The 19,807-nt window shown below is 63.0% G+C and carries 16 protein-coding genes; 11 read left to right on the top strand and 5 right to left on the bottom strand.

From position 1 onward, the window contains the following. Positions 1-199 precede the first annotated feature (199 nt). The 6 genes from bamA to lpxB are packed head-to-tail and all read left to right on the top strand — an operon-like array spanning position 200 to position 6,971. The gene (gene bamA / locus ACO076_RS15185) at positions 200-2,488 is read left to right on the top strand and encodes an outer membrane protein assembly factor BamA (RefSeq protein ID WP_421723680.1); all 2,289 of its coding nucleotides are present in this window, start codon (positions 200-202) and stop codon (positions 2,486-2,488) included. A gap of 58 nt (positions 2,489-2,546) precedes the next feature. Next, complete coding sequence (gene lpxD, locus ACO076_RS15180) at positions 2,547-3,629, top strand: UDP-3-O-(3-hydroxymyristoyl)glucosamine N-acyltransferase (RefSeq protein WP_421723679.1); 1,083 nt, start codon at positions 2,547-2,549, stop codon at positions 3,627-3,629. After that, positions 3,619-4,077: a 3-hydroxyacyl-ACP dehydratase FabZ gene (fabZ, locus tag ACO076_RS15175; protein WP_421723678.1), complete on the top strand. Its 459-nt coding sequence runs from the start codon at positions 3,619-3,621 to the stop codon at positions 4,075-4,077. The genes lpxD and fabZ overlap by 11 nt, the downstream gene beginning before the upstream one ends. 5 nt (positions 4,078-4,082) lie before the next feature. Continuing rightward, complete coding sequence (lpxA, locus tag ACO076_RS15170) at positions 4,083-4,871, top strand: acyl-ACP--UDP-N-acetylglucosamine O-acyltransferase (RefSeq protein WP_421723677.1); 789 nt, start codon at positions 4,083-4,085, stop codon at positions 4,869-4,871. Between the two features lie 25 nt (positions 4,872-4,896). After that, entirely contained in the window at positions 4,897-5,763 is an 867-nt protein-coding gene (locus tag ACO076_RS15165; protein ID WP_421723676.1) for an LpxI family protein, read from the top strand. After that, entirely contained in the window at positions 5,760-6,971 is a 1,212-nt protein-coding gene (lpxB, locus tag ACO076_RS15160; protein ID WP_421723675.1) for a lipid-A-disaccharide synthase, read from the top strand. The genes ACO076_RS15165 and lpxB overlap by 4 nt, the downstream gene beginning before the upstream one ends. Here the strand turns inward: lpxB and gltA are convergent. Continuing rightward, positions 6,968-8,239, bottom strand: coding sequence for a citrate synthase (gene gltA / locus ACO076_RS15155; RefSeq protein ID WP_421726741.1), 1,272 nt, complete (start codon positions 8,237-8,239; stop codon positions 6,968-6,970). The genes lpxB and gltA overlap by 4 nt on opposite strands. A 223-nt stretch (positions 8,240-8,462) precedes the next feature. Next, on the bottom strand, positions 8,463-9,881 hold the full coding sequence (gene gltX, locus ACO076_RS15150; protein ID WP_421723674.1) for a glutamate--tRNA ligase: 1,419 nt from the start codon (positions 9,879-9,881) through the stop codon (positions 8,463-8,465). A 73-nt stretch (positions 9,882-9,954) separates the two neighbouring features. On the opposite strand from gltX, the gene ACO076_RS15145 reads away from it, so the two are divergent. From ACO076_RS15145 to ACO076_RS15135, 3 genes are all read left to right on the top strand, one after another. Then, the gene (locus ACO076_RS15145) at positions 9,955-10,470 is read left to right on the top strand and encodes a GNAT family N-acetyltransferase (RefSeq protein WP_421723673.1); all 516 of its coding nucleotides are present in this window, start codon (positions 9,955-9,957) and stop codon (positions 10,468-10,470) included. An 80-nt stretch (positions 10,471-10,550) separates the two neighbouring features. Further along, on the top strand, positions 10,551-12,227 hold the full coding sequence (locus ACO076_RS15140) for a glutamine--tRNA ligase/YqeY domain fusion protein (RefSeq protein WP_421723672.1): 1,677 nt from the start codon (positions 10,551-10,553) through the stop codon (positions 12,225-12,227). A 66-nt stretch (positions 12,228-12,293) separates the two neighbouring features. Beyond that, a complete protein-coding gene (locus tag ACO076_RS15135; RefSeq protein WP_421723671.1) occupies positions 12,294-14,498 on the top strand; it encodes a ComEC/Rec2 family competence protein in 2,205 nt (734 codons plus the stop codon). Here ACO076_RS15135 and lexA read toward each other — a convergent pair. From lexA to ACO076_RS15120, 3 genes are all read right to left on the bottom strand, one after another. Beyond that, entirely contained in the window at positions 14,492-15,190 is a 699-nt protein-coding gene (lexA, locus tag ACO076_RS15130) for a transcriptional repressor LexA (RefSeq protein WP_421723670.1), read from the bottom strand. The genes ACO076_RS15135 and lexA overlap by 7 nt on opposite strands. A 265-nt stretch (positions 15,191-15,455) precedes the next feature. Next, the gene (locus ACO076_RS15125; RefSeq protein ID WP_421723669.1) at positions 15,456-16,544 is read right to left on the bottom strand and encodes an ABC transporter ATP-binding protein; all 1,089 of its coding nucleotides are present in this window, start codon (positions 16,542-16,544) and stop codon (positions 15,456-15,458) included. Positions 16,545-16,583: 39 nt separating this feature from the next. Further along, complete coding sequence (locus tag ACO076_RS15120) at positions 16,584-17,408, bottom strand: IclR family transcriptional regulator (protein ID WP_421723668.1); 825 nt, start codon at positions 17,406-17,408, stop codon at positions 16,584-16,586. Positions 17,409-17,568: 160 nt separating this feature from the next. Here ACO076_RS15120 and ACO076_RS15115 point away from each other — a divergent pair, with 160 nt between their 5' ends. Further along, the gene (locus ACO076_RS15115; RefSeq protein ID WP_421723667.1) at positions 17,569-18,795 is read left to right on the top strand and encodes an ABC transporter substrate-binding protein; all 1,227 of its coding nucleotides are present in this window, start codon (positions 17,569-17,571) and stop codon (positions 18,793-18,795) included. 87 nt (positions 18,796-18,882) lie between these two features. Beyond that, on the top strand, positions 18,883-19,806 hold the full coding sequence (locus ACO076_RS15110) for a carbohydrate ABC transporter permease (RefSeq protein ID WP_421723666.1): 924 nt from the start codon (positions 18,883-18,885) through the stop codon (positions 19,804-19,806). The last annotated feature ends 1 nt before the right edge of the window (position 19,807 follow it).

Below are 19,807 nucleotides of genomic sequence, written 5' to 3'. Positions count from 1 at the left end.
ATCGGCTTTCGGGGCGTGTCGCAGAAGCAACGCGTGCTAGAGAATTGGTTAAGGGTCCTGGGCTAGGCTTGCTTAGGATCGAAAAGGCTGTAAATGTCCCTTTCGGGAACGCTAGAGGCCGAATCCGGGTGGCGGCGTACGGGGCAGAGTGCGGGTAACACGGGGTGCTTGTAACCTTATGAATTCTTTAGCGTATTGTTTGCGGAGGGCTGCGGTCTTCACAGTCCTGGCGCTGGCGCTTGTCATCGGAATCGGCACCCCGATGATGGGCCCGAGCCCTGCACATGCGGCAGTCGTTTCCACGATCGTTGTCAGCGGCAACACCCGCGTCGAGGACGCGACCGTTGAAAGCTACGTCCTGATCGTTCCGGGGCAATCCTTCGGAAACGCCGAAATCGACGAGTCCGTGAAGGCCCTCTACGGCACCGGTTTGTTCTCGGACGTTGCCATCTCGGTGAGCGGCAACCGGCTTCTCGTCGTTGTCGAGGAGAACTCAGTCGTCAACACCGTCGTCATCCAGGGCAACCGGAAGATCAAGTCGGACGTGCTGCTCCAGCTGGTCCAGTCCAAACCGCGCGGCGTTCTCACCGAGGCGAAGCTCGAGGGCGATCGCCAGCGGATGATAGACTATTATTCGGCGCAGGGGCGGAGCGCCGCGTCGATCGAGTACACGGTCACGGATTTGCCGGGTAACCGCGCCGACGTAGTGTTCATCATCGACGAAGGCGACCGGACGGCGATCGGTCGGATAACCTTCATCGGCAACGATGCGTTCTCCGAGTCCCGGCTGCGCAGTGTCATCAGCTCGCGCAAGCGCAGCATCCGCACCTTGCTGAATCGGAAGGACGTCTTTAGCGAGGCCAAGCTCGCTGCCGATCAGGAAGCGCTGCGCCGCTTCTACATGAGCCACGGCTACGCGGACTTCCGCGTCATCTCGGTTGACTGGGAGTTCAACGAAGCAACCGGCCGGTACTCGGTCGTGTTCACCATCGACGAAGGTCAGCGTTATCGATTCGGCGAAATCGCGATCGATTCGACGATCCCCGGCGTGGACACCAATGCGCTGATGCGTCAGGTCAAGACGCGCACGGGCCGGGTGTTCAATTCCCAACGGGTCGAGGAGACGGTCGAGAATCTCACGATTGCGCTGTCGCGCGCCGGCTACGCGTTCGTACAGGTGCGTCCCCGCGGCGACCGGAACTTCGAAAATCACACGATATCGATCACCTATCTGATCGACGAAGGCCCGCGGGTTTACGTCGAGCGGATCGAGATCATCGGCAACACCAAGACCCGTGATTATGTGATCCGCCGCGAGTTCGACTTCGCGGAAGGCGACGCATTTAACCGCGTTCTTGTCGATCGTGCCGAGCGGAAGCTGCGTGGTCTCAACTATTTCGAGACCGTGGAGATCGTTACGGAGCCTGGCTCCGCACCCGACCGGATTATCGTCATTGTCCGTGTCGTCGAGGAGGCGACCGGCGAGTTCGCGATCGGCGCCGGCTACGGCTCGGGTGGCTTCATCGCCGAAGTGTCGCTGGACGAACGAAACTTCCTCGGTCGCGGGCAGCAGTTGAGAATTGCGGTCGGCTTTGGTCAGGACGAGCAGAGCTACACCGTCTCGTTCACCGATCCGTACTTCCTTGGCTACAATATCTCGGCGGGCGTCGACGCCTACAACACCATTCAGGGCCGATCGAGCTTCCGGCCGTACCGAAGTGACACGATCGGTGGACGGCTGCGCTTCGGCCTTCCGATAACCGATGACCTTACCGTAAACGCGATCTACAAACTCGATCAGCAAGAAATATCCGAAACGGCAAAGAGCACGTCGGTTTACTTCCCGAACGGAACCTATCTGACCTCGGCGGCCGGCTATAGTATCGTCTACTCGACCATCGACAATTTCCAGGATCCGAGCCAGGGCACCTACATCAAGGGCGAGCAGGAGTTCGCCGGGCTCGGGGGCGACGTCAATTACATGAAGTCGACCGGTGATGCGCGTTACTACGCGAAGCTCATGCCGGATCGCGATGTCGTCGGTTTCGTTCGCGGCCGCGCCGGGAACATCACCGGTATCAATGGCAAGAAGGTGATGGTCTTCGACAACTTCTTCCAGGGCAGCGAAACGATCAGAGGCTTCTCCACGTATGGCTTCGGCCCGGTCGACGCCAAGACCAAGAAGCCGTTGGGCGGCAAGAACTATTGGAACGCGACTGCGGAAGTGCAGTTCCCATTCCCGGGCATTTCGCCTGACTTCGGCTTCCGTGGGGCGGTGTTCGCCGACGCGGGAACGTTGGTTGACGTTGACGTACCGAAAGGCGGCGGGCCGATCATCAACTCGTCGACGATCCGGTCGTCTGTCGGTGGTTCGGTCATGTGGGCGTCGCCGATCGGAACGCTGCGCGCCGATATGGCTTACGTGCTCAGCAAGGCGAAAACCGACGACACGCAGTGGTTCAAGTTCAGCGCCGGTCGGGCCTTCTGACCGGACCAGTTTCCGGACAAGGCCGCCGGCTCCCCGGCGGCCTTCTTTCGTTTTGGGCATGACAGACCCAGTCTTTTTCAACCGGCAAGAGCCCCTCACATTGGAGCGAATCGCGGTCCTGACCGGCGCGATCGTCGCCGACAAGGCGAATGCTTTTCGAGAGATGTCGGGCGTTGCACCGCTCGAGGCCGCCGGGCCAGCCGACATGACCTACTTCGACACGCGCCGGCTGGCGGATGCGCTTGCGGCAACGCGAGCGGGTGCCTGTTTCATCTCGGAACGAGACGTGTTGCTGGCGCCGCCATCGACGGCCGTTCTAGTCACGACATCGCCGGACCGCGCCTACGCGACGTTGACCGGCTATTTCTACCCGGAATCTCTCCGCCCTTCGCCGATCGAACAAGCTGGTGGCGTTGCCGCGAGCGCCCATGTTGCCGATACCGCACGACTGGAGGAGTCGGTTTCCGTCGAACCCGGCGCGGTCATCGGCCCGCGCGCGGAAGTGGGTCGCGGTAGTCGGATCGGGCCGGGAAGTGTGGTGGGGCCGGGGGTCCGGATCGGTCGCGACACGACGATTTGCGCCAATGCCACCGTCGTCTGCGCACTGATCGGCGATCGGGTGGTCATCCACCCAGGCAGTCGGATCGGTCAGGACGGCTTTGGCTACGTCCCGGGACAAACCGGTCACACGAAGATTCCGCAAGTCGGGCGGGTGATCATACAGGACGATGTCGAGATCGGGGCAAACACGACAATCGATCGGGGAAGTAATCGCGATACCGTCATTGGAGAAGGCACCAAGATCGACAATCTAGTCCAAATCGGCCACAACGTCTCGATTGGCCGCCACTGTCTCATTGCGGGACAGGTCGGCATATCGGGAAGCGTAACCATCGGCGATTTTGTCATGTTAGGGGGCAATGCCGGAATCCGGGACCATGTCACGATTGGCCATGGCGCCAAGGTCGCCGCCGCCGCGGCCGTCCATACCAACATCCCGAAAGGCGAGACGTGGGGAGGCTATCCGGCGCTCCCCGTCGAGAAGTGGTACAGCCAAATGAGAACACTCCAAAGACTTGTCCGGCGCGCCAGCGCGCAGGGCTCCACGGTTACGGGCGAGGGCACGTCCGATGGCCAATGACGCGCCGACCCAGGTCAGCCTCGACATACAGGCGATCTACGAACTCCTACCCCATCGATACCCGTTCCTCATGGTCGACCGGATCGAGGAAATCAGCGGTGACGATTTCGCCGTCGGCATCAAAAACGTGACGATCAACGAGCCTTACTTTGCCGGCCACTTTCCCTCAAAGCCTATCATGCCGGGCGTTCTGCTGATCGAGGGCATGGCACAGACGGCAGGCGCGATCTGCATCCTGACCCGGGATCGCGAAAGCCCGGATGTCGTCTATTTCATGACGATCGACCAAGCGAAATTCCGCCAGCCGGTCTTCCCCGGCGACACGGTCAGATACCAAGTTCGTAAGATCCGGAACCGCTCCAACATCTGGAAGTTCGACTGCCAGGCCCTGGTCGGCGACACCAAGGTCGCGGAGGCACGGATCAGCGCCTTGATCGCAGACAACTAAGCCCGATGACCGACATACATCCAACCGCAGTCGTCGAGGATGGCGCTCGCCTTGCCGACGGCGTCACGGTCGGGCCCTTCACCGTCATTGGCCCGGACGTCGAACTCGCCGAGGCCGTCTCGGTGCAGTCTCACGTTGTCATCAACGGCCATACCCGGATCGGCGCACGCACCCAGATCTTTCCGTTCGCGGCGATCGGCGGGCCGCCCCAGGACACGAGCTACACCGACGAGCCGACCAAAATCGTGATCGGCTCGGATTGCGTGATCCGGGAGCAGGCAACGGTCAACCGTGGAACAGCACGCGGCAAAGGGGTGACGACGATCGGCGACCGTTGCATGTTGATGATCGGCGCCCACGTCGCGCATGATTGCGTGGTGAGCGACGACGTGCTTCTGGTCAACAACGCAACGCTCGGTGGCCACTCGGAGATCGGCGAGCATGCAATCCTGGGAGGGCTGTCCGCGGTGCAGCAGAACTGTCGGGTCGGCGCCCATGCGTTCATCGGCGGAGTCACCGGGGTCACCGCTGACGTCATTCCCTTCGTTTCGGCCCTCGGTCATCGCGCCGAAATCGCCGGCCTCAACATCGTCGGCCTCAAGCGGCGTGGTTTCGACCGGCCGACAATCCACGCCTTGCGGGCTGCCTACAAAGCTGTGTTCGACGGCACCGGCTCGCGGGGCGAAAGGCTCGATCGGGTTGCCGAAGAGTACGCTGATATACCTGCCGCGATGACTATCGTCGCGTTCATTCGCGCCGGCGGTGACAGGCGCTTGGCGCTGCCGCGCGACTGAGCGCCCCAAGGTCAGGGCCATCCGCATGACCGGGACCAGTGGCAAGCCTCTCGGAATCATCGCCGGCGGCGGGCCGGTGCCGCGACATGTGGCGAACGCCGCCACGCGCGACGGCAGGCCCGTGCTCATTCTCGGCATTGGTGGCGAGGCAGACCAAACGATCGAGGCGTTCCCTCACGCCTACCTGCAGTGGGGTCAGATCGGCCGGATGCAGAAGCTTCTCAACGAGCGCGATATCGAAGAGATCGTGCTGATCGGTAACATCAACATCCGGCCCGACTTCCGATCGATGAAACTCGACCTCGGGGCGGTCAAGATCGTGCCGAAGGTTTTGTCGCTTATGACCAGCGGCGACAGCGATCTCCTGAGCGGTGTCATCAAGATTTTCGGGGAACTCGGCTATATCGTCGTCGGTGCCCATGAGATCGCGCCGGATCTGACGGTCGGCGCGGGACCGATCGGTCGCCATGGTCCCGATGCGGCGGGACAGAAGGATGCCGAACGGGCGATGATCGCGGCACGCGCCATCGGCGCGATCGATGCCGGTCAGGCGGCGGTCGCGATCAACGGCCGGATCGTCGCCCTCGAGGCTGCGGAAGGGACCGACGCCATGCTCGAACGGGTCGCAGCGCTTCGCGAGAAAGGCCGGCTGCGATGGAGCGGCCGGGCGGGGGTGTTGGCGAAATGCGCCAAGCCCCAGCAGGATCTGCGGGTCGACATGCCGACCATCGGTCTGAAGACCATTCAGGCCGCCGTAGATATCGGGCTCGCGGGGATCGCGGTCGAAGCCGGCCGGGCGATGCTGATGGATCGCGCCGAGGCAACGTCATTGGCCGACGACGAGGGCCTGTTCGTCATCGGCGAGCCCTCCGGCGGACCCAGCGCGCCATGACTGAGCGGCCGTTCATCGCTTTCCTGATCGCCGGCGAGGAATCCGGAGATCACCTCGGTGCGCGCGTCATGGAGGCGATGTCCGATCGACTCGGTGGCCAGGTGCGGTTCGTCGGTGTCGGCGGCGACCGCATGGAAGCCCACGGGATGACGTCGCTCTTTCCGATGCACGAGATCGCGTATCACGGCATCTCTGCGATCATCGTCAACGCGCACCGGATTGTCGCCAAGATGCGCAAGACGGCACAAGCGGTGATCGAGGCCGACCCGGATGTTTTGGTCATCATCGATTGCCCCGGCTTCAACCTCGGGGTCGCCCGCCGGGTGCGAAAACGGAAACCCACCATTCCGATCGTCGAGTACGTATCGCCGACGGTCTGGGTGTGGCGTCCGGGGCGGGCCCGCTGGATTTCCGGATTCGTCGATCACGTCCTCGCCATTCTTCCGTTCGAGCCGGACGTTCACCGGCGGCTCGGTGGCCCGCCTTGCACCTATGTCGGTCACCCGCTGATGCAGCGCCTCGATCGCCTCCGCCCGACCGGGAGCGAAAGACCGAACCTCGGCGACGCTGATCGCCCGACACTCCTGGTGCTGCCCGGCAGCCGACGGAACGAGATCAAACGGTTGACCGAGCCATTCGGCCAAGCGCTTGATCTGCTGATCCGCCAGTACGGCGATATCGAAGTGGTCCTTCCCGCCGTGGCGCGGCTGGAGGCGGAGATTCGGGAGCGCACCGCGGCGTGGCCGGTCCAGCCGGAGATCATCGTCGGCGAGGAGGCGAAATACGCGGCGTTCCGCCGGGCCCATGTCGCACTGGCGGCGTCCGGCACTGTCACGCTGGAGTTGGCGCTTGCCGGCGTCCCGATGGCGGTCGCTTACCGGGTCGACCCATTCGTCAAGCCGTTCAAATACGCCCTGTCGCGAGTCAATTCGTTTGTCCTTCCGAACCTGATCACCGGAACCAACGAGATCCCGGAATTCCTCGATTCGGACAGCACACCGGAGAACCTCGCCGGCGCTCTGCTGCCGCTACTATCCGACTCAAAGGAGCGCCGCGACCAGCTCGACGCTTTCAGTCGCCTCGATGCGCTGATGGCGCTCGACAACGGGACGCCGAGTGGACTGGCCGCCGATATCGTGTTGGGAACGGCCGGGGTGGCCCCCCGAGAATCCAGCGAGGCGTCGAAGCCTATCCCCGCGCGGTCCTAGCGGCGCTTGGATACAGGGACGTAGTCGCGCCGGACTTCCCCGGTGTAGAGCTGGCGGGGGCGGCCGATCCGCTGCGACGGGTCTTCCACCATCTCTTTCCACTGGGCGATCCAGCCGACGGTGCGGGCCAGCGCGAACAGCACCGTGAACATGGTGGTCGGAAAGCCGAGCGCCTTGAGGGTGATCCCCGAGTAGAAGTCGATGTTGGGATAGAGCTTCTTCTCGATGAAGTACTCGTCGGTCAACGCAATCCGCTCGAGCTCCCGCGCGACCTCCAGCATCGGATCGTCCTGGATGCCAAGCTCAGCCAGCACGTCATGGCAGGTCTTCTGCATGATCTTGGCGCGGGGATCGTAGTTCTTGTAGACGCGGTGTCCGAAGCCCATCAGGCGGAACGGATCGTCGCGGTCTTTCGCCCGGGCGACGTACTCCGGGATCCGGTCGGTCGTCCCGATCTCCTGAAGCATGTTAAGCGCCGCTTCGTTGGCACCGCCATGCGCCGGCCCCCACAAGCAGGCGATGCCGGCAGCGATGCAGGCGAACGGATTGGCGCCGGACGAGCCGGCAAGCCGGACCGTCGATGTCGAGGCGTTCTGCTCGTGGTCGGCGTGCAGGATGAAGATGCGGTCCATGGCGCGCGACAGCACCGGATTAACCTTGTACTCCTCACACGGCACCGCGAAGCACATCCGCAGGAAGTTCGATGCGTAGTCCAGCGAGTTCAGCGGGTGAACGAACGGCTGACCGATATGATACTTGTACGCCATCGCGGCGATGGTCGGCATCTTGGCGATCATCCGGATCGACGCCACCATCCGCTGGTACGGATCGGAAATGTCGGTCGAGTCGTGATAGAAGGCCGACAGTGCCCCGGCGACACCACACATGATCGCCATCGGATGGGCGTCGCGGCGGAAGCCGGTATAGAAGCGGCTCATCTGCTCGTGGATCATCGTGTGGTAGGTGACACGATGATCGAAGTCGGCTTTCTCGCTGGCGGTCGGCAGTTCTCCGTAGAGCAGCAGGTAGCAGGTCTCGAGGAAGTCGCCATGCTCGGCCAACTGCTCGATCGGATAGCCGCGATAAAGGAGGACGCCTTCATCACCGTCGATGAAGGTGATCTTGGATTCGCATGACGCGGTCGAGGTGAAGCCGGGGTCATAGGTGAACCGGCCGCTCTCCCGGTAGAGCGCCGAGATATCGACGACCTGCGGCCCGAGCGTTCCATCGCGAACCGGAAACTCCCACGAGCCGGATTCGATCGTCAGCTCGGCCGGGGCCGGGGAGCCGTTGGCCGCCTGGTGGTCTGGCGAGGTGGGTGCGTCCAGTTCGCTCGCGTTTGACAAGGCAGCCTCCTTAAATGTCACTGGGTCGGGGATTGGCCGGGATTATATTGCTGCAGCGCGGCAAGTCCATGCGTGCTATTGCCATCCACCTATCGGGGATTGCAATTCGTCATCATATTGGAGTGAGAAGATTGTGTGCGTTCAATCAAACGCGGTCGGCGATCCGGCCCAAAGTCTCTGATTTTCCTAAAATAATACAGACCTCGAAGATCCCTGGCGACGATGTCCGGCCCGTTAATGCTGCGCGCAAAGGTTGCGCGATCGCACCGAGTTTTATCCCCGATTCGCCGACGAACCCGCGAACGGCGGCCTCTACCGCTTCGATTGTCCAATCGTCGACGGCATCCAGCCGCGGCCGTAAACCGGCCAGGAGAGCGCGCGTTTCGCTGGTCAACAGCGATGCCGCCTGATCGTCTAGCGCCAGTGGGCGGTGATTGACGACAAACGAGGCTCTTTCAATTAGTTCGACGAGATTCTTCGATCGTTCTTTCAGGAACGGCATGGCTTCCCGGAGGCGGAACAGCCGATCCGGGTCAAGTTTCGCCTGGAAGGCTCTGCCGCCGGCAATGTGCGGCATCTCCTCGATCAGCGTCGCCATGATGGCAGCATCGCTCATCTCGCGCAGATAATGGGCGTTGATGTTCTCCAGTTTCGCGAAGTCGAAGCGGGCCGGCGACCGCCCGATGTTGGCGACGTCGAACCACGCAATCATCTGCTCGGTCGACATGATCTCGTCGTCGCCATGGCTCCAGCCGAGGCGGACGAGATAGTTGCGCATGGCGTCCGGCAAGTATCCCATGGCGCGATAGGCGTCGACGCCGAGAGCCCCGTGCCGCTTGGAGAGCTTTGCTCCGTCCGGCCCATGGATCAGCGGAATGTGAGCGAGGACGGGCACCGGCCAGCTCATGGCGTCGTAGAGGATCTTCTGGCGCGCGGCGTTGGTGAGGTGATCGTCGCCGCGGATGATGTTGGTGACCCCCATGTCGTGGTCGTCGACGACGACGGCGAGCATGTATGTGGGCGTCCCGTCGGAGCGAAGGATGACGAAGTCGTCGAGGTCGTCGTTGGGAAAGGTAACTGCGCCCTGCACCTGGTCGTGGATGACCGTGTCGCCGGCCTGTGGTGCCTTGATCCGGATCGACGGGGCGACGCCTTCCGGCGCCTCGGCCGGATCGCGATCGCGCCAGCGCCCGTCATATCGGGTCGAGCGTCCCTCTGCCCGGGCGAGCGCCCGCATTTCGTTGAGCTCCTCCGGCGTGGCGTAGCAGCGATAAGCTTTGCCGGCGGCGAGAAGCTGCTCAGCCACCTCACGATGACGATCGGCCCGGGCGAACTGGTGGAGCGGCTCCCCGTCCCAATCGAGCTCAAGCCATTTGAGGCCGTCGAGGATGGCAGCGATGGCCGCGTCGGTCGACCGTTCGCGGTCGGTATCCTCGATGCGCAGCAACATGCGGCCGCCGGCGTGCTTGGCGTAGAGCCAGTTGAACAGCGCGGTGCGGGCGCCTCCGATATGAAGAAAACCGGTCGGCGAGGGGGCGAAGCGGGTGACGACAGCGTCAGACATGAGCATGCCGAGGAAACAGTGGCGGGCTCGTTCGGTCTAGCATAGGAAAACCGGCAAATGTCAGGCGGTCCACATGGCAAAAAGCACATCCAACACAGATTTATCGCTTCGCCGGCTTATCCCGGGGGACGCGCGGCTCTACCGGGACATCCGGCTCGAGTCGCTTCTGGACTCCCCTGAAGCCTATGGCAGCGCCCATGACACGGAAGCCGCCCACAATCTCGACTGGTTTGCGGAACGCTTGACGACATCCAACGTCGTCGGAGGCTTCCTCGGCGACGCGCTGGCCGGGATCGCTGGTTTCGGCACCCAATCCGGCGTGAAGAACCAGCACAAAGGGTATTTGTGGGGCGCCTATGTGCGGCCTGAGGCGCGCGGGCAGGGCGTTGGCCGGCGGCTGTGCGAGGAGATCCTGTCCCTGGGGCACGGGCGCGTCGAGCAAATCCAGCTCACCGTCACTTCCGACAACGTCGCCGCGCGCCGGCTCTACGAGAGCCTCGGCTTCGCGGCCTGGGGCATTGAGCCGAGGGCGCGGAGGATCGACGGTCGCTACGTGGACGATGTCCACATGGTGAGGCATCTGAACTGAGTTTGGCTACTGTCCGATTCGCGGCTGGACGCCGGCGAAAAAGGTGCCTATCACCCGCCGGACGCAACGGAACCACCACCATGACAACCGAGCCGCCGCGCCCGGCCGGGCAGGACTTCATTCGTGACATTGTTCGCACCGACATCGAGTCGGGCAAGACCGGGCAGGTGGTCACGCGCTTCCCGCCGGAGCCGAACGGCTACCTCCACATCGGCCATGCGAAGTCGGTCTGCCTCAACTTCGGGGTCGCGGCCGAGTTCAACGGCACGTGCAACCTGCGCTTCGACGACACCAACCCGACCAAGGAAGATCAGGCGTTCATCGACGGCATCATTCGCGATGTCCGCTGGCTCGGCTTCGACTGGGACGACAACCTCTTTTTCGCCTCGGACTATTTCGAGCAACTCTACGCGTGGGCGGAGGACCTGATCCGCGCCGGCAAGGCCTACATCGACGATCAGAGTCAGGACGAGATTCGCGAAAATCGCGGGACGCTGACCGAACCCGGGGTCGAAAGCCCCTACCGGAACCGGTCGGTCGAGGAGAATCTCGATCTCTTTCGCCGCATGCGCGCAGGGGAATTCCCCAACGGCGCCCGCGTCTTGCGCGCCCGTATCGACATGGCCTCGGGTAACATCAATCTCCGCGATCCTGTCCTTTATCGGATTCTCCATGCCGATCATCCCAAGACCGGCGGGCACTGGTGCATCTATCCGAGCTACGATTTTGCCCACGGCCAGTCGGATTCGATCGAGGACGTCAGCCATTCGCTGTGCACCCTGGAGTTCGCCGACCACCGCCCGCTCTACGAATGGCTTCTCGACAATCTGCCGGTTCCCTCGCGGCCGCGGCAGTATGAGTTCGCCCGGCTGAATCTCAGCTACACGCTGCTGTCGAAACGGGTGCTGACCCAACTGGTCGAGGGCGGCCACGTCGACGGCTGGGACGATCCGCGGATGCCGACGCTCGCCGGGCTGCGGCGCCGCGGCGTTCCGCCCGCGGCCATTCGCGACTTCATTTCGCGGATCGGCGTCGCGCGCGCCGACAGTGTGGTCGATATAGCGATGCTGGATGCATCGATCCGCGATCTTCTCAATCGGACCGCGCAGCGACGTATGGCGGTGCTGCGGCCGCTGAAGGTGGTGATCGAAAACTACCCGGAGGGCGATGGGGAAGAGCTGGAGGCGGTCAATCATCCGGATGACGCCGACGCCGGATCCCGCCCAATCCGCTTTAGCCGTGAGCTCTATATCGAGCGCGACGACTTCATGGAGGACCCGCCGAAGAAGTTCTTCCGACTGGCGCCCGGTCGCGAGGTGCGTTTGCGCTACGGCTACTTCGTCACCTGCCGGGAGGTGGTGAAAAACGCCGACGGCGAGGTGGTCGAGCTTCGCTGCACTTACGATCCGGAAACGCGGGGCGGGAATACGCCGCCGGACGGTCGCAAGGTGAAGGCGACGCTGCACTGGGTGTCCGCCGCGGACTCGGTTGAGGCCGAGGTTCGGCTGTATGGTCCGCTGTTCAGCCGACCGGATCCCGATCCCGGCAACTTCGCGGCCGAGCTCAATCCGGATTCGCTCGAAATCCTCACCGACTGTCGGATCGAGCCGGGCGTCGTAGCCACCAACGACGACGATCCGGTTCAGTTCGAGCGCCTCGGCTACTTCGCCCGCGATCGGGAGATCGCCTCGGACAAGCCTGTCTTCCACCGCACCGTCGCGCTGCGCGACACGTGGGCGAAAGCCGCAAAGACGTAGCAGTCGACGGGCGTTCGCGTTTTGCGAGTATTGGTATAACCTCGTCCGACCTTCGGGCGGGCGGGCATGAGCGATCTCGATCATCGCGACACGATTGACATTGCCGGGCAGGGGGACGACTTCGGCCCGGAGCCACGCGGTTGGCGGGCGCTGGCCTTTCGCATCGAGGCGCTGGGATCGGCCACGATGGCGGTGGTCGAACGCGAGATGGAGGCCGGTCGCGGCTTCATCTGGCTTCCGGTTCTGTTTGGCGCCGGGATCGTCGGCTACTTCGGTCTGCCGGCGGAGCCATCGGGCATCGTCCTTGCGGCACTGACGTTGGCTCTCGGCGTTCTCGCCTGGCGCGGCCGCCGCCGCGTTTCGATGTGGCGCGTGTTGATTGGCCTCACCGCCATTGCCGCCGGCGCGACGATCGCCAAGGCACGAACCGAATGGGTCGCGGCACCGGTCCTCGCCCGGGAGATGACTGTCGAGGCAACCGGCTGGATCGCGGCGCGGGAGGCTGCCAGCCGGGGCGGGGTCCGGGTCCTGCTGTCGGTGGAAACGATGAACCGCCTGCCGCCGGCCGATTGGCCGCGCTTCGTCAGGATCACGGTTCGCAGCCAGGCCGACGCGCTTGCCGTCGGCGATTCAATCTCGGTGCTTGCCCGGCTGCGGCCGCCGAACGGCCCGGCTTTCCCGGGTGGCTACGACTTCGCCCGCGCCGACTTCTACACGGGCGTCGGCGCGGTCGGCTTCGCCTACGGCGCGGCGACACCCGTCGACCTCGGCGCGCCGCCGCTTGCCATCCGGCTGGCAATGCCGATTGCCCATCTGCGGCAGACGATCCGAGCCCGCATTCTCGCGGCGCTGCCCGGTGACAACGGTCAGATCGCCGCCGCGTTGGTCATGGGCGATCGGCGTGGCATCCCGGAGGACGTGCAGGAAGCGATGCGCGCCTCCGGCCTCGGTCACGTGCTGGCGATCTCCGGTCTCCACATGGCGCTGGTCGCGGGCTCGGCGTTCTGGCTGCTCCGGGCCTTGCTGGCTCTCTCGCCAAGCCTCGCGGTTCACCATCCGATCCGAAAGTGGGCGGCCGCGGGGGCGCTCGGCGTTGCCGCCGTGTATCTGGCGATCTCCGGCGGCAGCGTCTCGACCCAGCGCGCCTTCATCATGCTCGCCATCATGCTGTTGGCAGTGATGATCGACCGGCGCGCGATCACCCTTCGCAACGTGGCGATCGCCGCGCTGATCGTGCTTGTGCTCGAGCCTGAGTCGGTGCTGACCGCCAGCTTCCAGATGTCGTTTGCGGCGACCGCGGCGTTGGTCGCGGGATATGAGATTCTGCGCGAACGACGCGACCAAGCCGACCGCCGCAACGACGGGAGCCTGACCGGCGTTTGGGGACGCGGCTGGTTTTACGTGAAGGGCCTGTTCGTCACCTCGCTGATCGCCGGCGCCGCGACAACACCATTTGCGGTCTACCATTTTCAGAGGGCGGCGCCGCTGACGCTCATCGCCAATCTCCTGGCGATGCCGGCGGTCGCGCTGCTGGTCATGCCGATGGCGCTGTTCGCGGTGGTCCTCATGCCGCTCGGGCTTGAATCGCTTCCGCTGACGGTGATGGGGTGGGGGCTCGACTGGGTGGTCGGAGTCGCGCGGGTGGTCGCCGGCTGGTCGCACGGTTGGGGCGGCGTCCCTGCACCGCCGAGCACGGCGCTGCTGCTGGTGGTCGTCGGTTTTCTGTGGCTGTGCCTTTGGCGGGAGCGGTGGCGCTGGTTCGGTATCATTCCGATCCTGCTCGCCATCCCTGTCGTCGTGCTAGCGCCCCGGCCCGCGATCCTGATCGACGCCGGTGGCCGCGTCGCGGCAGTGCGGGGCGAAGCGGGCCGCTATCAGGTCATCGGCGCGAAAGACAATCGCTTCGTCACTGACATGTGGCTGCGCGCGGACGCCGATCCGCGCTCGGCGCGCGATGACGGCATCGACGCTGGTGTGCGCTGCGATCCGTTGGGGTGTACCGCCGCACTCGCGGACGGGCGGCTCGTCGCGGTGAGCCAGGAGCGCGCTGCCTTAGCGGAAGACTGCCGACTCGCGGCGGTCGTCGTCAGCCGCTTCGCTGCACCGGACATATGTGCCACATCGGGCGCGATGGTGATCGACGGCCCGGCCCTCAGAGCCCACGGCGCGCATGCGCTTTTCACGGACGACGACGGCGAGGCGCCTGGTTTTCGGATCGAAACCGCTTACCCGGCGAACCGGCGGCCTTTCATGCCGGTCGGCGGTCAGTAGCGGCGGATCAGGCCAACCAGCCGGCCCTGGATCCGCACCTGGTCGGGGCCGAATATGCGCGTCTCGTACGCCGGGTTCGCCGCCTCGAGAGCCACCGATGCGCCCTTGCGGCGCAGGCGCTTCAAAGTCGCCTCCTCGTCGTCCACCAAGGCCACGACGATGTCGCCCGTATCGGCCGTGTCGGTCTTGCGGACCAGCACCGTATCCCCGTCGAGAATGCCCGCCTCGATCATCGAGTCGCCGCGCACATCGAGCGCGAAGTGCTCACCCGGCGCCAGCATATCCGGGGGGACCCCGATGGAGTGGCTGTGGTTCTGGATCGCCTCGATCGGCACACCGGCGGCAATCCGGCCCATCACCGGGATCATCACCGGCTCGACGGTCGGCTCCTCGCGATCGGCCGGTTTGACGCGCCCGAGGCTGCCCTCGATGACGCTCGGCGAGAAGCCCCGCGGGCGCTGCACCTCCGGCGTGGTCGACTCGGGCATGCGGACGACTTCGATCGCGCGCGCCCGATTGGGAAGCCGCTTGATGAAGCCCCGTTCCTCCAGCGCACGGATCAACCGATGGATGCCGGACTTGGATCGAAGGTCCAAAGCGTCCTTCATCTCGTCGAAGGACGGTGGTACGCCAGCTTCCTTCAAGCGCTCGTGAATGAACATCAGGAGTTCGTGCTGCTTCTGCGTAAGCATGTCTCGATCCGCTTGTTGTCGCGCGACTCAGGTACAAATCGCGAACAAAGTACCGTGTTCTATGTGTGTTCCGCAAGGGTTGAAATTATTGTAAACGCGCAAGCTGTCTGATCGGTGGATTTGCCGGCGATCAGTCGCCGGGTGCCCGAACATAATCCTGCCGCGGCTGATTAGCCGGCATCGACGCGCCGCCGAGGGCCACCAGGATGTCGGCGGAGATAGCCTCGGCCGCGGCAATCGAGCGGGCGAGGGCCGATGAAGCCGGTCAGCGGACTCTATTGCCCTCGATATCGAAGATGCGACTGTCGGTCGGTGCAAACGAGAACCGCACTGTCTCGCCTGGGCGGACTTGGCTGGTGCCGCGCTGCTCGATGACGACCGCTTCGTCGTCTCCGGAATTGGCATAGACGAACGATGTCCCACCGAGTTGCTCTGTGACATCGGCGGTGACCTCGAGCCCAAACCCTGCCTGCTCGCCGAGTTGGATGTGTTCCGGACGGATACCCAAGGTGAGATCGGCGCCGGGCTCCGGGGCGCTGTGGCGCAGTGGCACGACCACCTCGGCATCGCCAAGCTTCGGTAGCACGACACGGATTCCGCCGTCAGCGGCTCCCCGCGAGACGGCGGACAAGAAGTTCATTTTCGGTGAGCCGATGAACCCGGCGACGAACCTGTTCTCGGGATCGCCGTAGAGGTCGAGTGGACTGCCGATTTGCTCGACAACGCCCTGACGCAGCACGACGATCTTGTCCGCCAGCGTCATCGCTTCGACTTGGTCGTGGGTAACGTAAATCATTGTGTTGCCGAGGCCCTGGTGGAGCTTGGCAATCTCGACACGCATCTGGACCCGCAGTTCCGCATCGAGATTGGACAGCGGCTCGTCAAACAAGAAAACTTCCGGATGGCGGACGATTGCTCGCCCAATGGCGACGCGCTGACGCTGGCCGCCCGACAACGCCCGCGGCGTGCGTTCGAGGTAGTCTTCCAGTTGCAGGATGCGGGCGGCCTTGTCGACCTCCGAACGGATCCGATCTTTGGGAACGCCGTTCATGCGGAGCCCGAAGCCCATGTTCTCGGCCACGGTCATGTGTGGGTACAGCGCGTAGGTCTGAAACACCATCGCGACGCCGCGCTTCGCCGGGTCGACATTGTTCACCACCGTGTCGCCGATCTTGATCGTTCCCCCTGATATCTCCTCGAGACCCGCTATCATCCGCAGAAGCGTGGACTTACCGCAGCCCGACGGGCCGACGAACACGCAAAACTCGCCGTCAGCAATATCGAACTCGACGCCATGGATGACCTGGATCGGGCCATAGCGCTTGACAACGCTGGTTAGATTCAATCCGGCCATGTTTCTCTCCCATTGGATCTTTGTTGTTTGTGAGCAACGCTAAGCACCAGCCAGCATGTGAAGCGCCGCCTGGGCGGCAATCTCATCGGCGGCTTGGCTGAGTCGTGGCGCGTGGGCAGTCAGTTTCTCCAAGTTCGTGAGTCGCGTATTGCCGGTGATGGAAAGGCCGCCATGTAGCCTTCTGCGATCAGATAGAATCGGCACGGCGATGCAGATAACGCCCGGTTCGTACTCCTCGCGATCGAGGCTGTAGCCGGCACGGCGAATCTCGGCAAGCTCCACTCGCAGCGCCTCGGCGTCTGGTACGGTAGAGCCGGTGTATCGATGGAATGCTTGCCGGTCCAAGGCATCTTCCAGTGCCTTTTCGGGCAAGTAGGCGAGCATGGCCTTGCCGATGCCGGTGCAATAGGCCGGTGCGACCTTGCCGACCGACGCATAGAGCGACATCGGATACTCACTGTGGCGCTTGTCGACATAAAGAACCTGGGCGTGGTCCAATACTGCCAAGTGGATGGTCTCGGCGATTTCGGATGCCAATGCGTCGAGGGCGTCGCCCGCCGCCTCGGGAAGGTTTGATTGCCGCCAAGCGTAGTGTGCGAGGCGGATCAATCTGAGGCCGGGTCGGTAGGTGTGGTGCTCCGGATTGTGTTCCAACATCCCCTGGCTCACAAGAGTCCGCAGCAGCCTATGAAGTGTCGACTTGGGGAAGGGTTGGCTCTTCAGAAGATCGACGAAGCGCACCGCGCGGCCTTCGGACGCAACCGCTTCAAGCACCTGCAGAGCCTTTGAGACCGTGGTGGAGATCGGCCCGCACGGCGGCGCGCGATCGACGTTCCGCGTCACCTCGTTCTCGTTTCCGACCATCGATCTGGTCATCCCCCGCGTTTTGGTTGGCGTTCGAAACGGTTCCTGATTGGGTTGACAGGACACCCCTACGCCAACATAGTTTTCAGTATAAAGGACCTTATCCCACATTGTGGGCATTAAAGCGGACCGATCAAGGTCGCGTATGGGAGGACATTGCATGTTCAGAACTGTTGCGGCGGCTTCGCTCGCGCTTGCGACCACGTCGTTCGTTTCGGCCAGTGCCAACGAACTCGTTATCAACGCCAATACGTCGGACCCGGCACCGAAGGCAGCTTTCACCCAAGTTGTCGAAGACTTCAGGGCGGCAAATCCGGACATCGACGTCGAATTCAACATCACCGACCACGAAGCCTACAAGACCGCTATTCGCGGCTGGCTCACGGCGCAAGCGCCGGACGTTGTGTTCTGGTTCGCAGGCAATCGTATGGCCGCGTTCGCGGATCGCGGCTTACTGGAGGACGTGTCGGACGTTTGGGCCGACAACAACATGTATGAGAACTTCGCGTCGACGCGGGATTCCCTGACCATCGACGGCAAGCAGTTCGGGGTTCCTTACGGCTACTACCAGTGGGGGGTCTATTATCGAAAGGACATCTTCGACGAGGTTGGCCTCTCGGTTCCGGAGACGTTCGACGATCTGCTCAATGCGTGTGCGGTGCTAAACGAAAACGGCATCACGCCGGTGACCATTGGCACCAAGTTCCTGTGGACGGCTGCTGGCTGGTTTGACTATGTCAACCTGCGCACAAACGGCCTGAAGTTCCACATCGACCTGATGCTCGGTGACGTGCCCTACACCGACGACCGGGTTCGCGCGACCTTCGATAACTGGCGGAAGCTGATCGACGCCGACTGCTTCCTGGAAAACCACACGTCCTATTCGTGGCAAGAAGCACAGCCGTTCCTCTACAACGGTGAAGCGGCGATGTACCTGATCGGAAACTTCATCACCCCGAACTTCCCGGACGAGGTGAAGGACGACATGGATTTCTTCCAGTTCCCGATCATCGACGCGAGTGTGCCGATTGCCGAGGATGCGCCGACCGATACGATTCACATTCCGACTCGCGCCGAGAACAAAGACAATGCCAGAAAGTTCCTGGCGTTTGTCGCCCAACAGGATCAGCAGCAGAAGATCAACGAAGCGATGCTCCGTCTGCCGCCGCACAAGGGTGCCAAGGCGAAGGACGACAAGTATCTGAACAAAGGCGCTGCAATGCTTAGCGCCGCGGCTGGTACGGCTCAATTCTATGACCGCGATACGACGCCTGAAATGGCCAAGATCGGCATGGAGGGCTTCCAGGAGTTCATGGTGCGACCCGACAACATCGACGAAATCCTCGAACGGCTCGAAAAAGCGCGTCAGCGTATCTTTGAGAACTGATCGCCGGACGCGATGAAATCAATCCCGCCGCGTCGATGTAGGCGCGGCGGGTCTAGCTGCAAGCGACGCTTCTGAGAGAAGACATTCATGGCGGTCGCCGGCGAAACTGAGGCAAGCACGGCCTACGTCACTCCGCGCTCGCGCTGGTCGCAACAGCGGATCGCGCCGTGGGTGTTCCTCGCGCCGGCCCTGCTGTTCTTCGGCGTCTACGTCATCTACCCGATCATACAGAGCTTCCAGATCGCCTTTTTTGATTGGGACGGCTTCTCGGAAAGCACATGGATCGGCTTCGGTAACTACGAAGAGCTGCTCGACGACGATCGCTTTTGGACCGCGGTCTGGAATAACGTGCTGTGGTTATTCCTGTTTCTGCTCGCGTTGCCGATCGGCCTGGCACTCGCCCTCTTTCTGAATCAAACGGTTTTTGGCATTCGCCTGGTCAAGTCCCTTTTCTTCTTTCCCTTCGTCATCAGCCAAGTGGTCGTCGGCCTCGTCTTCGCTTGGTTCTACGATCCCGCGAACGGTATGCTCAATCAGGCGCTCGGACAGTTTGGTCTCGGTCCCACGGCGCTCCTGTCCGACGAAAACACGGTCACTTTTGCAATCATCGCCGCAGGTCTGTGGCCGCAGGTCGCATACTGCATGATTCTCTATCTGACCGGACTCAACTCGGTTGACCCGGAGCAGATCGAGGCGGCCCGTCTCGATAACGCCCGCGGCATGAAATTACTGTGGTTCGTGGTCCTGCCGCAGCTTCGCCCGGCCACCTTCATAGCCTTGGTGGTGACCATGATCGGGGCGCTGCGATCATTCGACTTGGTCCAGGTGATGACCGACGGCGGACCTTTCGGACAGTCGCTGGTCTTGGGGCTGTTCATGTATCACTCCGCGTTGTTCGAGTACCGCATGGGCTATGGCGCGGCGATCGCGACCGTACTGTTCCTGATCATGTCGGTGTTCATCGCCTTCTTCCTGTGGCGAATGGTTCGCGCCGAACGGCGGCAAGGGTAGA

The organism is Bauldia sp., assembly GCF_965232525.1.
Lineage (GTDB): Bacteria > Pseudomonadota > Alphaproteobacteria > Rhizobiales > Kaistiaceae > Bauldia.
The sequence above is the reverse complement of the archived record's forward strand: the minus strand, read 5'-3'. Positions and strand labels throughout refer to the sequence as shown.

Bases quoted from the DNA above. Each gene is read 5' to 3' on its own strand.
- ACO076_RS15135 (WP_421723671.1), top strand. From the start codon at position 12,294: ATGAGCGATCTCGATCATCGCGACACGATTGACATTGCCGGGCAGGGG.
- lpxD (WP_421723679.1), top strand. From the start codon at position 2,547: ATGACAGACCCAGTCTTTTTCAACCGGCAAGAGCCCCTCACATTGGAG.
- ACO076_RS15125 (WP_421723669.1), bottom strand. From the start codon at position 16,544: ATGGCCGGATTGAATCTAACCAGCGTTGTCAAGCGCTATGGCCCGATC.
- lpxB (WP_421723675.1), top strand. From the start codon at position 5,760: ATGACTGAGCGGCCGTTCATCGCTTTCCTGATCGCCGGCGAGGAATCC.
- ACO076_RS15165 (WP_421723676.1), top strand. From the start codon at position 4,897: ATGACCGGGACCAGTGGCAAGCCTCTCGGAATCATCGCCGGCGGCGGG.
- ACO076_RS15145 (WP_421723673.1), top strand. From the start codon at position 9,955: ATGGCAAAAAGCACATCCAACACAGATTTATCGCTTCGCCGGCTTATC.
- gltX (WP_421723674.1), bottom strand. From the start codon at position 9,881: ATGTCTGACGCTGTCGTCACCCGCTTCGCCCCCTCGCCGACCGGTTTT.
- lpxA (WP_421723677.1), top strand. From the start codon at position 4,083: ATGACCGACATACATCCAACCGCAGTCGTCGAGGATGGCGCTCGCCTT.
- ACO076_RS15120 (WP_421723668.1), bottom strand. From the start codon at position 17,408: ATGGTCGGAAACGAGAACGAGGTGACGCGGAACGTCGATCGCGCGCCG.
- ACO076_RS15110 (WP_421723666.1), top strand. From the start codon at position 18,883: ATGGCGGTCGCCGGCGAAACTGAGGCAAGCACGGCCTACGTCACTCCG.
- ACO076_RS15115 (WP_421723667.1), top strand. From the start codon at position 17,569: ATGTTCAGAACTGTTGCGGCGGCTTCGCTCGCGCTTGCGACCACGTCG.
- lexA (WP_421723670.1), bottom strand. From the start codon at position 15,190: ATGCTTACGCAGAAGCAGCACGAACTCCTGATGTTCATTCACGAGCGC.
- ACO076_RS15140 (WP_421723672.1), top strand. From the start codon at position 10,551: ATGACAACCGAGCCGCCGCGCCCGGCCGGGCAGGACTTCATTCGTGAC.
- fabZ (WP_421723678.1), top strand. From the start codon at position 3,619: ATGGCCAATGACGCGCCGACCCAGGTCAGCCTCGACATACAGGCGATC.